Origin of the sequence: Vibrio minamisatsumaniensis, assembly GCF_050337445.1 — a bacterium.
GTDB classification, from domain to species: Bacteria; Pseudomonadota; Gammaproteobacteria; order Enterobacterales; family Vibrionaceae; genus Vibrio; species Vibrio artabrorum.
Map to the genome: position 1 here is coordinate 40,697 of NZ_JAKJSY010000025.1, position 14,259 is coordinate 54,955.

Below are 14,259 nucleotides of genomic sequence, written 5' to 3' on the forward strand. Positions count from 1 at the left end.
CGTTAACAACATTAAAACCAAAAACAACAAGATTGGGACAAATGGCATTAATCAACGAGACCATTAAGTTTGATGCAGACAGCTTGCCTGCGCCCGTAATAGGGATTGCTGCAGAGCTCGGTCAGCATGATTCAGGAATACATCAGCACGTAAAAGGACAGCTGCTGTATGCGCCGCGGGGCTGCATCACCTTGACCTTGGAAAACGCCATTTGTATTTTGCCGCCGACCAAAGCCGTGTGGATCCCGCCCTATACCAAGCATCGCGCGCAGATGACCAATGTGGTGGCTTACCGGTCGCTCTATTTTGATAGCAGTATTTACACCGGCCCAGAAGCGATTGAAATTGTGGAAGTGAATGAGCTTTTAAAAGCCCTGATCAATAAGATGGCTTTCTGGGATTGGGGCATTGCCCGCGAGCAAACCACCAATACCGCCAATCTATTTTGGGAAGAGTTTTACAGCGCTAACCAACACTCGTTTATCTTGCCGCTACCGACAGATCGCCGCTTTAAAAGCTTTTGCAAACGAGTCCGAACCGCTTCCTTTCTTGCCCCAGCCCTGTCGACATTAGCGAACTCAGTTGGCGCAAGCACCAAGACGATTACTCGATTATTCAAAGCCGAAACAGGCATGACTTATCAAGAGTGGCGTCAGCAATGGCGCTTGTTTAAAGCAATTGAACTGCTCTCAGAAAACCGACAAGTCGGTGACGTAGCTCATCGGCTAGAATTCTCATCCAACAGTGCGTTTATCGCCTTTTTCAAACAGCAAACCGGGCAAACTCCGTTGGCGTTTACCAAGTTAGCAGCATGATTGTTGTTATCCAAACGCTTAAGTTTTACTGAGCTCAGATACAAAAAAACCAGAACATGAGTTCTGGTTTTTAGGCGTATTTTAAAGCGAGATGCCGTCGTTATTTGGTGTAGAAAGCGCGTTTCAATGCCATCTCTAAACCACGAACTTCAGCCAAGCCTTTCAATCGACCGATCGCCGAATAACCTGGGTTAGTGGTTTTCTTCAGGTCATCCAGCATTTGATGACCGTGATCCGGACGCATTGGAATTAAGCGGTGATCGCCCACTTCTGCACGACGATTTTCTTCATCCAAAATGGCCATTACAACGTTGTACATGTCCACATCACCATCTAGGTGCGCAGCTTCATGGAATGTCATTGGGTTACTCTCTTCACGCTTAGTTGAACGCAGGTGCGTAAAGTAAATTCGGTCACCGTGCTTTTTGATCATATTAACCAGATCATTGTCACCACGAACACCGTATGACCCTGTACACATCGTCAAGCCATTCATCTTGCTTGGTACATGTTCGGTCAACCAATCAATGTCTTCGATCGTTGAAACGATGCGAGGCAAGCCTAGAATCGGACGCGGTGGATCGTCTGGGTGAACCGCCATCTTCAAGCCATTCGCATCACAGATAGGCATCACCTCCTCGAGGAAGTAAGACATGTGCTCACGTAGCTTGTCTTTATCGATTCCCGCATAGCGATCCAGCTGTGCTTGAAACGCTTCAAGTGTGTAGCCTTCTTCAGCGCCCGGCAAACCCGCGATGATGTTGTTGGTCAGTTGCTGAATTTGCTCTGGCGTCATGTTGTTGAAGTAATCCAACGCTTGCGCTTGCTCTGACTCTGAATAGTCTGACTCTGCACCTGGACGTTTTAAGATATGCAGCTCAAATGCCGCAAACGCAATTTGGTCAAAACGCAGTGCGCGCGAGCCATCAGGCATTTCAAACTCTAAATCAGTACGCGTCCAATCCAACACGGGCATGAAGTTATAACAAACCGTATCGATGCCACACTCAGCAAGATTAGACAGAGTTTGCTTATAGTTATCAATCCACTGCTGGTAGTTACCCGTTTGAGTTTTGATCTCTTCGTGCACCGGCACGCTTTCTACAACCGACCACGTTAAACCTTTCTCTTCGATAATGGCTTTACGCTTAAGGATTTCTTCTTTTGTCCAAACTTCACCATTAGGAATATGGTGCAGTGCATTCACAATACCAGTTGCGCCCGCTTGACGAATATCGTCTAGCGAAACTTGATCATTAGGGCCGTACCAACGCCACGTTTGTTCCATGAGACTTACCTTTCTTTAAGACGCACTTAGCCGACTCGAATTAATCAAGCTAAATGCAATAACGACTTCTTAATGGCAGCAATGACAATTACTGCCCGAGATAGCACCGGTCTACGCCGGTCTAAAGACGATTACCTATCAACAACCTAGTGAATGAATTAGCTTTCTGAGCTAAGCAGCACCACTGGATTGGAGCTAAATAAGTAACCATCAAAGTTTGGGTCATCAATGTCTGACAGCGCTAACAAACGCTGTTTAACATTCTCAAGGTGTTGCCACATTGCGTTCTTAGCAGCGACAGGGTCTTTGCGCTGTAAGGCGGCGAGGATTCGAGCATGATCATCTAACCATTCTTCACGGTAATCTTGACCACTGATGTGAGAGTGGAGTTTATTCCACATTGGACTCTTTTCACGTCGATCCCAGGATTGTTTCAACATATCTACCAACACAGAGTTTTGAGTGGCCTCTGCAATACACATGTGAAATCTTTCATCTCCGCTGCAATCGGTGGTGCCGCTTGCAAGCTCTTCGCGCTCGAGTTCGAGTGCAGAGCGCATCTTAACGATGTCGCCCGGAGTAACCTGAGTTGCCGCAAACTCCGCGATATTACTTTCCAGTAATTGACGGGCCTGCAGCATCTCGAATGGACCAGCGTCGTCACTGACCACATTCTCGCGAGAATGAGTTGGAATATTCAGGACATAAACACCCGACCCTTTTTTCACCTCAACTAAGTTTTCGAGCTCCAGCATAATGATCGCTTCACGCACCACTGTGCGGCTTACATCTAAACGAACAGCAATATCGCGTTCTGGAGGCAACCTGTCTCCGACCTTATACAGGCCTTCAATCAGTTCTCTTCTTAGTACTAACCCTATCTCCTGATAAGGTCTTTTCGGCTCGAAAGGCATCATGATGATATTGTCACTTTTTTCCATTGTATTTCTCTCGCCATCATAATGACCAAATATAATTGGTCAACCTCTATATCCTAAAATGCAGTAACACCTTGTTTTTGTATTACGCTTTTTTATATATTTGCTCGTTATTCAACAGACTGAATACGATCAATCAGTGCACTCAATTCTGGGTTCGTTTTCTCTAGCTCGTCATACATTGGTTGAACCGCGAGTGCGAACGCAGCCTTGTCTGGCTCCACAAAAGTAACACCCATTTTCTCGGCTTTGGCGCGCTCTTTTGCTTCCGACTCAGCCCACAGTTTTTTCATCAATTCAGACGAATCACTTGCCGCTTTCATCAATGCATCTTGTTGTTCTTTCGTCAATTTATCATATGATTTCGTTGAGATAACCAACACATCAGGCACCATCGTATGCTCGTCTAAACTGAAGTATTTAGACACTTCACTGTGACGGCTCAAGCTGAATGAAGGAATGTTATTTTCAGCCGCATCTACGACACCTTGCTGCAGTGCTGTGTACAACTCACCGTAAGCCAACGGCGTTGGGTTACCACCGAGTGCTTTCACCATCGCAATCGCTGATGGGCTTGGCTGAACACGAACTTTCAAACCTTTCAGGTCTTCAGGTTTGTTAATAGGTTTATTCGTATAAAAGCTACGCGCACCTGCGTCATAATACGTCACACCAATAAAGCCACTGTCACGAGAAGAGTTGAGAATGTCACGGCCTACTTCACCATCAGTCACACTGTAGTAGTGTGCTTGATCGCGGAATAAGTAAGGCATGTTGAATGCTGAGTAAGCAGGAGAAAAAGCTTCTAATTCAGCAGCATTACTTTTCACCATATCTAATGCACCATTTTGCATTAACTCCATTGATTCACGCTGTGTGCCCAGTTGAGCATCAGGGTAAATACGAATGCGCACCTCACCATCCGTCAATTCACGTACTTCTTTCGCCATAAACGTCATCGCTTTGTGTACCGCATGGTCGCGAGGGTGGTTATGGCTCAGTTTCAATGTTGTCACTGCATAAGCAGAGGCCGTTGATCCAAAAGTGAACGCTGCGCCGACAACCGCACTAATCAAAATTTTACGCATCTTCATTCTTATTCTCCGTGGATTGGTTATCCAATATGTAGGGTGTTTTTTGTTATGAGGTCATATTGAGGGTCAAAAAAGAAACCGTCAAAGCTAAAAATGAAATTGATTGACCAATATCACAATAAAAACCCACAAATTGGTCAACCAAAGTCATTTGTGAATTAGATCACGCTTACTATTGATTGAATGCCTTATTATTCAGCCAGATTTTGGAACATACCTACCTACATAAAAATAACCCCCTTGCATTGGTAAACCAATTCTTGCGAGATGCGCAACTTAGTGAAAGGAAATAAAAATGAATAAATTGGTCAGTTATATAAATAAAGGGTTGGCCGCCTTTACTGTGTCTCTTTCGTCTTTTTTAGTGCTGTGCGTGATCTGGCAGGTGTTGTCCCGCTATGTCATTGGTAAACCAAGTACCGTTACCGACGAGCTCGCTCGTTACCTCTTTATGTGGGTTGCTTTAATCGGCGCTGCCTACACGACAGGTCTTAAACGCCACCTAGCTATTGACCTACTGACGATGAAGTTAACGGGTAAACGTAAGCTCATTAACGAAATCGTTATTCAAATCGCGATTGCAACCTTCTCTTATATTGTTCTGGTTCACGGTGGAAGCCAGCTAGCGGCTAAAACACTCGCCATGGGGCAACTAACACCCGCTCTAGGTTTAGAAATGGGTTACATCTATTTCTGCTTGCCTATCAGTGGTGCTTTGATGATTTTTTACTCGCTCGTATTTACCTACGAACGCGTTCAAAAATTAATATCTGGCGACGACCTAGTCACCGAATCTCAACTTGATTGATAGAAGGATTTCACAATGGAATGGCAAGTAATACTGACTTTATTCGGTAGTTTCGCTGTACTGCTTACAATCGGTGTACCGGTCTCTTTTGCGATTGGTTTATCGTCATTAGCAACAATTTTAATGAGCTTACCGCTGGAGCCTGCGATTGCGGTAGTCGCCCAACGTATGGCGGCAGGACTTGATAACTTCGCACTATTAGCAATCCCGTTCTTTATTTTGGCAGGCAACATCATGAACCAAGGCGGCATCGCGCTGCGCCTGATCAACTTCGCGAAAGTGTTAGGGGGGCGTCTGCCGGGTTCATTGGCACACGTAAACGTGATGGCAAACATGATGTTTGGGTCAATCTCAGGCTCAGCAGTTGCATCGGCGGCTGCAGTGGGTGGCACCATGTCTCCTCTGCAAAAGAAAGACGGCTACGACGAAAACTTCTCTGCTGCGGTAAACATTACTTCGTGTCCTACTGGTCTATTGATTCCGCCAAGTAACACGCTGATCGTTTTTTCTTTGGTTTCAGGTGGTACTTCAATCGCGGCATTATTCTTAGCGGGCTACATCCCTGGTCTCATTATGGGGCTAAGTATCATGATTGTGGCCGGCATTATTGCGAAACGTCGTGGTTACCCAATCGCAGAACGCCCGTCAATGTCATTGGTTCGGGATACCTTTTTAAAAGCGGCGCCATCTCTAGCACTGATCGGTATCATCATGGGTGGCATCATTGGTGGTATCTTTACTGCGACAGAGGCATCGGCAATTGCCGTGGTATACACCTTCGTTCTCGCTGTACTTATCTACCGTGAAGTGAAATGGTGCGATATTCCAAAGATCATCCTTGAGTCTGCAGTAACGACATCTATTGTTCTACTATTAGTCGGTGCATCCATGGGGATGTCTTGGGCAATGGCAAACGCCGATGTACCTTACATGATTGCCGATGCACTCCTTGCCGTCTCTGATAGTCCACTAATGATCCTATTGATTATCAACGTGATTCTGCTAATTGTAGGGATCTTCATGGATATGACACCAGCGGTACTGATCTTCACACCAATCTTCTTGCCAATCGCGCTGGACCTGGGCATCGACCCTGTTCACTTCGGCATCATGATGACCTTCAACCTAGCTATCGGTATCTGTACACCGCCAGTGGGTAGTGCTCTATTCATCGGTTGTTCGGTTGCCAACATTGCCATCGACAAAGTCATCAAACCATTATTGCCATTCTATGCCGCACTGATTGCAGCCCTAATGGCCGTTACTTTTATCCCTGAACTGAGCTTATTCCTACCTGAATTGGTACTGGGCTACGGTTCGTAATTAGGTCGCAGAGACACTCTAAGACTGCTAAACACTCAAACGCTTTATCAAATAATAAAATCCCGCGGGTTCGCTGGCGGGAAAAGGAACTGAATAATGAAGACTGTTGCTAACTCTACGCTGCCAAACACTGTATTACGACCTGACTACGACCGTTCAGCACTCCAAAGCCGTATTGTGCACCTTGGTTTCGGTGCATTTCACCGAGCGCACCAAGCGCTATTCACCAATGAAATGCTCAGCAAAACCAACACTGATTGGGGCATTTGTGAGATAAACCTATTCGGCGGCGAAGACCTAATTGAATCACTTCGCACGCAAGACCATCTTTACACCGTAGCTGAAAAAGGCGCTGAATCCACCGACGTTAAAGTAATCGGCTCAGTAACCGAATCTCTTCACCCAAGTCTAGATGGCATCGAATCCGTATTAGAAAAAATGGCCGAACCTCAAGTGGCGATCGTTTCTATGACCATCACAGAGAAAGGCTACTGCGCTGATCCAGCGACAGGAAAACTCGACAAAAATAACCCATTAGTCATCGCTGACCTAGCTAACCCAACTCAACCAAAATCGGCGCTTGGCTATATTGTCCAAGCGCTAAAAATACGCCGCGACCGCAACCTTTCTCCATTCACGGTCATGTCTTGCGACAACGTGCAAGAGAACGGCCATGTAGCAAAAGCAGCGATCATTGAGTTCGCTCAACTGCTCGACCCAGAATTACGTGATTGGATTGAAACCCATGTCACCTTCCCATGCACCATGGTTGACCGCATCGTACCCGCAGCAACAGAAGAAACACTGACAGAAATTGCAGAGCTGCTTGGTTGTGAAGACCCATGTGGCATCGCCTGTGAACCCTTCCGCCAATGGGTGATTGAAGATAACTTTGTGGCAGGTCGTCCAGATTGGAATATCGTTGGCGCTGAGTTCGTCGAAGATGTGGTGCCTTACGAAGAGATGAAACTGCGCATGCTCAATGGCAGCCACTCTTTCCTTGCTTACCTGGGATACCTCGGTGGTTACGACCATATTTCCGACACCATGACGGATGCAGGCTATCGAAAAGCCGCTTTTGACATGATGATGAAATCCCAAGCGCCGTCGTTAACGATGCCTGAAGGGACTGATTTAGAAGGTTACGCGACCTTGCTGATCAACCGCTTCACTAACCCAAGTTTGAAACATAAAACGTGGCAGATTGCGATGGATGGCAGCCAGAAGATCCCTCAACGCATGGGTGGCAGCTTACGATTCCATTTAGAGCAAGGCTCAAATTTCTCGTGGCTTGCAACCGCTATCGCTGGCTGGATGCGTTATGTATCTGGCGTTGATGAGCAAGGCAACGAGATTGATGTTCGCGATCCAATGGCAGATACACTTCGCCAGATCTGCGACCAGCATGGACTCAATGTATCTGTGGTTCCGGCGTTGCTTGCGGTTGAAGCGATTTTCCCTGCCGAACTAGGCCAAAATCCGCAGGTCATTGATGCGGTAAGTTCAGCGTACCAATCACTAATTCAACACGGTGCTGTTGCGACCGTGGCTGCGTTATAAGGAGTACAAACAATGAAGAATTTCTTATGTGAAGACTTTTTACTGTCGAATGAGACTGCACGCCGTTTGTACCATGAACACGCAAGCCACCAGCCGATTTATGACTATCACTGCCACCTAAACCCGGCAGAAGTAGCTCAAGATCGTCAGTTCGAAAACATGTCTAAGATTTGGCTTGAAGGTGACCACTACAAATGGCGTGGCATGCGTTCAGCAGGGATTGATGAGCGTCTGATTACTGGAGGGGCAAGCGATTATGATAAGTTCATGGCATGGGCTAGAACCGTCCCTCAAACCTTGGGCAACCCACTTTACCACTGGACTCATTTAGAACTACGCCGTCCATTTGGCATGACTGGCACTCTCTTTGGTCCAGAAACCGCAGACCAAATTTGGCACGAAGGCAACGAGCTATTAGCGACACCAGAATTTAGTGCTCGCGGCATCATGAAGCAAATGAATGTGGTGATGGCAGGTACGACAGACGATCCTATTGATTCTCTTGAACACCATAAAGCGATCGCTCAAGACAATTCATTTAATGTGAAGGTTCTACCAAGCTGGCGCCCAGATAAAGCGTTCAAAATTGAACTTGATGGCTTTGCTGATTACCTACAAAAATTAGGCATGGTTGCTGACATTGAGATCACTCGCTTCCATCATCTATTGAATGCTTTAGACAGCCGCCTAGCGCATTTCAACGACCATGGTTGCGGTGCAGCAGACCACGGTATTGAAGTGGTTCGCTACGCACCTATTCCATCAGAATCGGATTTGGATGCCCTGTTAGCTCGACGCCTCAATGGCGAAACACTCACCGATCTAGAATGTGCGCAGTTTTCAACCGCGGTTCAAGTGTGGCTAGGCAAGCGATACGCAGCAATGGGTTGGGTAATGCAGCTTCACATTGGTGCTCAGCGCAATAACAACACACGCATGTTCCAACGGTTAGGCGCAGATGCAGGGTTTGATTCGATCAGCGACAAGACGTTTGCCTTCGAATTGGCTCACCTGTTAGACGAGATGGATCAAAGCAATGAACTGCCTCGCACCATCCTTTACTGCTTAAACCCTCGCGATAACGAGATGATGGCCACCATGATTGGTAACTTCCAAGGGGGCGGCATCGCGGGCAAAGTTCAGTTTGGTTCTGGCTGGTGGTTCAACGATCAGAAAGACGGCATGCAACGCCAAATGGAACAGTTATCTCAACTTGGTCTGCTTAGCCAGTTTGTCGGCATGCTGACTGACTCTCGCAGCTTCTTGTCGTACACACGCCACGAATACTTCCGCAGAATTCTGTGTGACATGCTTGGTCGTTGGGCTGAAAACGGCGAAGTGCCAAACGACATGTCACTGCTTGGCCCTATGGTCGAAGACATCTGCTTTGGTAACGCAAAACGCTACTTCGAAGAGAGGGCGTAACCCATGAAACATATCGCCATCATTGGTGAGTGCATGATCGAGCTGAACGGCAAACCGTTCGGCTCAATGCATCAAACGTTTGGCGGAGACACACTCAATGCTGCGGTCTATTTAAGCCGCGGCTGCGAGGCCAACCTCAAGCAAGATGAGATCAAAGTGTCCTACGTCACCGCTTTAGGCGCAGACCCAATTAGCAAAGGGATGCTAGAACGCTGGCAACAAGAAGGGGTGTCGACCGACCTTGTTCTGCAAGACAGCCAACGAACTCCAGGCCTATACCTGATTCAGCTTGATGACGCAGGTGAACGTACCTTTCTGTATTGGAGAAATCAGTCGGCTGCGCGCTACCTACTGCAGCACCCAGATTTCAATCAGATAAAGCAGGCACTGCGTCATGTCGATATGGTCTTTCTCAGCGGTATCACATTAGCGATTCTGCCTGAGCAAGATCGTATCAAGCTATTGAACATCTTGGTTGAGTTGAAAACACAAGGCGTTGAGATCGCCTTCGACAGTAACTTCCGCCCTGCACTTTGGCCACAGGACGAAAACCAAACCGTCAAAAACAGCTACCAAGCCATGTATACATTGACGGATTTAGCGTTAGTAACATTCGATGATGAACAGTTAATTTGGGGAGATAGCTCTCCAGAACAAACTATCGAACGTCTAACTGCGCTAGGGGTTAAGCGATGCATCGTCAAACTGGGTGCCGATGGCTGTCTCATTCAAGATACCACTATTCAAAGTGACATAAATCCAGATTCTGGTACCGCTTCGGCTCCACGGGCGGTGCCGACCCTACCTGTTGAGCATGTCGTTGATACGACCTCAGCAGGAGACTCATTCAATGGCGGATTTTTATCTGCTTACCTTGCGGGCGAAGACTTAATAACGTCGTGCCAGCGTGGCAATACCATGGCAGGCGTCGTTATCCAACATCGTGGTGCCATTATTGCAAAAGAACTCACTCAAGCGGCCTTCACAACCATTTAAGGAATACCAATGTCTAACATCAAACAACAACTGAAAACACTGAAAGTTATCCCTGTGATCGCTATCGACAACGCTGAAGACATCATCCCTCTGGGAAAAGTGTTAGCTGAAAATGGTTTACCTGCAGCAGAAATTACGTTCCGTTCTGAAGCGGCTGTCGAAGCGATTCGTCTACTTCGTGAATCACAACCAGATATGTTGATCGGCGCAGGCACAGTACTCAATCGTGAGCAAGCGATCGCGGCTAAAGAAGCGGGCGCTACGTTCGTCGTCTCTCCTGGCTTTAATCCAAACACGGTAAGAGCCTGCCAAGAGATTGGTATCGATATCATTCCTGGAGTCAACAACCCGAGTACAGTAGAAGCGGCATTAGAAATGGGCTTAACCACATTGAAATTCTTCCCAGCTGAAGCATCAGGTGGCATCAACATGGTTAAGTCACTTCTTGCGCCTTACACGGATATTGAGATCATGCCGACAGGTGGCATTAACCCAAACAACATTAAAGACTACCTCGCGATACCTCGAGTACTCGCATGTGGCGGTACTTGGATGGTGGATAAGAAGTTAATTGAAGAAGGCAATTGGGAAGAGCTGGCTCATTTAACTCGTGAAGCCGTTAAGTTAGTCAATTAATGTAATGCAAAGGTATCTCTGTTAAAAATCAATATCACTTAAATCATAAAGGCTAAAGATGGAAACGGGATAACACCGGCAATTAGCCTTCATCAGTGAAATTTATTCTCATCAATATCAGCGAGTTATGATTAGGATAAAAATGATAAGGACCTTGCCGTACGCTTGTTTATCGCGTCTGTTCTATGATCAGGTCGCGAAGCCATTTGTGGCTTGGTTCAGAGTCAAAGTAACGGTGCCAAAGCAGAAACAAACCACCGGGAACCAACTCAATGGGAATCGGCTTCATCACCAGTTCGCCACTCTCAATATAGTCACGAACCGAGTTGTACGGATAACACATCAGCAAATCGCTTTGTTTGCACAGCTTTACTGCGCTGGTGATGTCTGACACGTTGGCGGCTTTGTTAATTTGAAGCTGTTTGGATTGCAAGATTTCCAGTAGCAGCCAGTCGCCAACGCCACCGGTCACTAACTGAATATGACGGTATTTAAGGAAGGCTTGCAGGTTCCACTCTTCTTGAAGTACTGGGTGATCATTGCGCATTAAACACACAGAGTAATCTTGCAGCAACTCGACATGGTTCAGTTCAGCCGGAATGTTTTGAATGTGGGTACTCGCCCTTTCATCGAGCTCAAAAATCCCAATCCCGAAATCGACCTCACGCTTTAGTAAACGCTTAAAGGTTTCGCTACTCCAAGTCGTGCTGTTTACCGTAATGTTCGGCGCATCTGCCAGCGCGTTAGGCATAAATTTAGGGTAAATAGCGGTGTAAGCGGTTTCGACAAGATCGATATTAAAAGTGCGTTCGCTGTCTTTCGGCTCAAAGATGTCCGGCACGGTTAGCTGTTCAACTTGCAGCAGGATCTGATGAATCTTAGGCGCTAAAGAGGTCGCTTTCGGGGTTGGAAACAGGCCTTTTGACTCACGTTCAAACAAAGGGTCATCAAACAAAGAACGCAGCTTAGTGAGTTGTTTACTCACCGCGGACTGGCTAAGGAACAATCGCTCTGCCGTTTTACTCACGCTGCGCTCTTCAAGCAACACATGTAAACACAACAGTAAATTCATATCACATTTGAGTAAGCTCTTAACATCTACCATGATATTCCTTAGATTCAGATTAATGATGACTTTATGTCACTTTAAATCATATCACAAACTTGTTAATTTAAGCCCATGTAACCTATGAGTTAATAACTCAAAAAATAATAGACCTAAGGAATACTCATGAACTTTCTAGCACTCCCTAAGATTGATCTACACTGCCACCTAGACGGAAGTGTTCGTCCAGACACCATTATTGATCTGGCGAAACAGTACGGAATTGAACTTCCAGAAGATCGTGAAGCGGTAATAAAGTCTCTAACAGTGCCTGAAGATTGCAAAAACCTTGATGAGTACCTAGCTTGCTTTAGCCTGCCACTGCAAGTGATGCAAACGGAAGAAGCAATTGAGCGTATTTCTTTTGAGCTTTACGAAGACGCAGCACTAGAGAACGTTAAATACCTAGAAGTTCGTTTTGCACCGATTCTTCACGTAAACAAGGGCTTGCCTCTTGATGCGATCATCGCAAGTGCGGTTAAAGGCATGAAGCGTGCAGAAGAGAAATACGACATCAAGGGCAACTACATCATGTCTGTACTGCGTATGTTCCCGAAAGATTCGATCAAAGACGTGATCGACGCAGGCCAACCTTACCTAGGTAAAGGCGTGGTTGCATTTGATATCGCTGGCGGTGAAAAACCGGGCTTCTGTGCTGAATTCCCTGAGTACACGCAATACGCGATCGAAAAAGGCTACCGTGTGACGGTTCACGCTGGTGAGCAATGGCATGGTCAGAACGTTTACGATGCAGTCACACTGCTTGACGCTGAGCGTATCGGCCACGGTGTTCACATCCAAGGTAACGAAGACGCATACAACATCGTAAAAGAGAAGCAGGTTGCGCTTGAAACTTGCCCAACAAGTAACGTGCAAACTAAATGTATTCACAAATTCAGCGACCACCCAATTGCTGAATTCAAGAAAGATGGCATCGTTGTGACTATTAACACAGACAACCGCACTGTGTCGAACACAACCATGACGAACGAAGTGAAGCGTGTATGTGAAACGTTCGATCTAACACAAGAAGACTACGCAGAGATCTACAAGTACTCGGTAGAGAGCGCTTTTGCTTCAGACGAAGTGAAACAGCACCTAATGGGTTTCGTTGAACAAATCTAATTTGTAGAGCTTGTCTTTTCCTTTATTAAGTTAAGTTAAGTTAAGTTAATCAAGGCTCACTTAGAGACATAAAACAGGAAGAGAAAGGCTTAGGCTTTTCTCTTTTTTTATGTCCAATTATCGGTATTCTAATGCTTGTATTGACCAGTGAGATGCAAGCAATGAAAACGAAAACAGAACTCGAGAAAATGCTGTCCGGCGAGATTTTTGATGGTGCAGACCATGAAATTAGCCAGATGCGCACGCATGCCAGCAAGGCGCTGTCAGACTTCAATCAATGTTCAGACGAGACTCAGCAACCAAGCCTTCAAGCCAATCTGTTTGGTAAAGTAGGCAGCAGCGTTGTTCGCCCTCCTTTTCATTGCGAGTTTGGCAAAACCATTGAAATCGGTCACGACACCTTTATCAACATGAACGTGGTAATGCTTGATGGCGCGAATATCAAAATTGGCAACCATGTTTTGGTGGGGCCAAATGTTCAATTCTATACTCCATCACACTCTCTTGATTATCGTAGTCGTCGTAAATGGGAAACTTTCTGTCTACCGATAACAATCGAAGATGATGTTTGGATTGGTGGCAACTCGGTCATTAACCAAGGCGTAACGATTGGCGCTCGCTCGGTTATCGCAGCGAACTCTGTAGTCAACAGTGATGTACCACCAGACTGCTTGTACGGCGGCACGCCTGCGAAGTTGATTAGATATTTGAATACTGAACAGCCAACTGACGACCGTTAACTGAAAATGAGTACAATGCTCAGAGCATAACAATAGAAATACGCAGAAGCATATCTACTCCACTATTGGGCATCAAAAATTATGACTCTAGCAATATATGGAAACCAAAATATATGAGCAACGTTGAAATTTAGTATATAATTTGATGGTGCTTCAATAATAACACTCTCCATTTAACCAACTTCCTCACTCCTTATAACAAGCTTTTTACTGGTCACTAAGTCAATGAAATACCAGTCACTTACGAATATTTTGTGATATCAAGCTAGACTAAATTACGAAGTGCAATTTTTTGATACCTCCCACCTAATAAATCAGCCTCTCGAAAGAAAATTTTACTAAAAACCACCATAAACTTAATTTTACACATCAAAACAATTATACTCATCGCCATACTGATGAAGAG

The 14,259-nt window shown here is 46.0% G+C and carries 13 protein-coding genes; 9 read left to right on the forward strand and 4 right to left on the reverse strand.

Going from position 1 to position 14,259, the window contains the following annotated elements; all coding sequences use genetic code 11:
* Positions 1-41 precede the first annotated feature (41 nt).
* Entirely contained in the window at positions 42-815 is a 774-nt protein-coding gene (locus L4B77_RS07485) for an AraC family transcriptional regulator (protein ID WP_261840540.1), read from the forward strand.
* A 100-nt stretch (positions 816-915) separates the two neighbouring features.
* Here L4B77_RS07485 and uxuA read toward each other — a convergent pair whose 3' ends face one another.
* The 3 genes from uxuA to L4B77_RS07500 all read right to left on the reverse strand — a co-directional run bounded on the left by uxuA (position 916) and on the right by L4B77_RS07500 (position 4,135).
* Entirely contained in the window at positions 916-2,103 is a 1,188-nt protein-coding gene (gene uxuA / locus L4B77_RS07490; protein ID WP_372040817.1) for a mannonate dehydratase, read from the reverse strand.
* A 158-nt stretch (positions 2,104-2,261) separates the two neighbouring features.
* Positions 2,262-3,044 (reverse strand): FCD domain-containing protein, encoded by a 783-nt coding sequence (locus tag L4B77_RS07495; RefSeq protein ID WP_261840538.1) that lies wholly within the window; start codon positions 3,042-3,044, stop codon positions 2,262-2,264.
* Positions 3,045-3,151: 107 nt separating this feature from the next.
* Positions 3,152-4,135, reverse strand: a complete 984-nt coding sequence (locus L4B77_RS07500) for a TRAP transporter substrate-binding protein (protein ID WP_261840537.1) — start codon at positions 4,133-4,135, stop codon at positions 3,152-3,154.
* 295 nt (positions 4,136-4,430) lie between these two features.
* On the opposite strand from L4B77_RS07500, the gene L4B77_RS07505 reads away from it, so the two are divergent.
* From L4B77_RS07505 to L4B77_RS07530, 6 genes are all read left to right on the forward strand, one after another.
* Entirely contained in the window at positions 4,431-4,943 is a 513-nt protein-coding gene (locus L4B77_RS07505; RefSeq protein WP_261840536.1) for a TRAP transporter small permease, read from the forward strand.
* Positions 4,944-4,958: 15 nt separating this feature from the next.
* Positions 4,959-6,266 carry a TRAP transporter large permease gene (locus L4B77_RS07510; RefSeq protein WP_429749510.1) on the forward strand — a complete coding sequence of 436 codons (1,308 nt, stop codon included), beginning with the start codon at positions 4,959-4,961 and terminating at the stop codon, positions 6,264-6,266.
* 96 nt (positions 6,267-6,362) lie between these two features.
* On the forward strand, positions 6,363-7,826 hold the full coding sequence (locus tag L4B77_RS07515; protein WP_429749512.1) for a fructuronate reductase: 1,464 nt from the start codon (positions 6,363-6,365) through the stop codon (positions 7,824-7,826).
* Between the two features lie 12 nt (positions 7,827-7,838).
* On the forward strand, positions 7,839-9,251 hold the full coding sequence (gene uxaC / locus L4B77_RS07520; protein WP_429749514.1) for a glucuronate isomerase: 1,413 nt from the start codon (positions 7,839-7,841) through the stop codon (positions 9,249-9,251).
* A 3-nt stretch (positions 9,252-9,254) separates the two neighbouring features.
* Positions 9,255-10,247, forward strand: coding sequence for a sugar kinase (locus L4B77_RS07525; RefSeq protein ID WP_429749516.1), 993 nt, complete (start codon positions 9,255-9,257; stop codon positions 10,245-10,247).
* Positions 10,248-10,256: 9 nt separating this feature from the next.
* Positions 10,257-10,883 carry a bifunctional 4-hydroxy-2-oxoglutarate aldolase/2-dehydro-3-deoxy-phosphogluconate aldolase gene (locus L4B77_RS07530; protein ID WP_017068137.1) on the forward strand — a complete coding sequence of 209 codons (627 nt, stop codon included), beginning with the start codon at positions 10,257-10,259 and terminating at the stop codon, positions 10,881-10,883.
* A 169-nt stretch (positions 10,884-11,052) separates the two neighbouring features.
* Here L4B77_RS07530 and L4B77_RS07535 read toward each other — a convergent pair whose 3' ends face one another.
* Positions 11,053-11,988 carry a LysR family transcriptional regulator gene (locus L4B77_RS07535; protein ID WP_372040806.1) on the reverse strand — a complete coding sequence of 312 codons (936 nt, stop codon included), beginning with the start codon at positions 11,986-11,988 and terminating at the stop codon, positions 11,053-11,055.
* A 126-nt stretch (positions 11,989-12,114) separates the two neighbouring features.
* Between L4B77_RS07535 and add the strand changes: the two genes are divergently transcribed.
* Together add and L4B77_RS07545 are read left to right on the forward strand one after the other, a co-directional pair.
* Positions 12,115-13,113, forward strand: coding sequence for an adenosine deaminase (gene add / locus L4B77_RS07540; protein ID WP_429749519.1), 999 nt, complete (start codon positions 12,115-12,117; stop codon positions 13,111-13,113).
* A 161-nt stretch (positions 13,114-13,274) separates the two neighbouring features.
* On the forward strand, positions 13,275-13,853 hold the full coding sequence (locus L4B77_RS07545; protein WP_429749521.1) for a sugar O-acetyltransferase: 579 nt from the start codon (positions 13,275-13,277) through the stop codon (positions 13,851-13,853).
* The last annotated feature ends 406 nt before the right edge of the window (positions 13,854-14,259 follow it).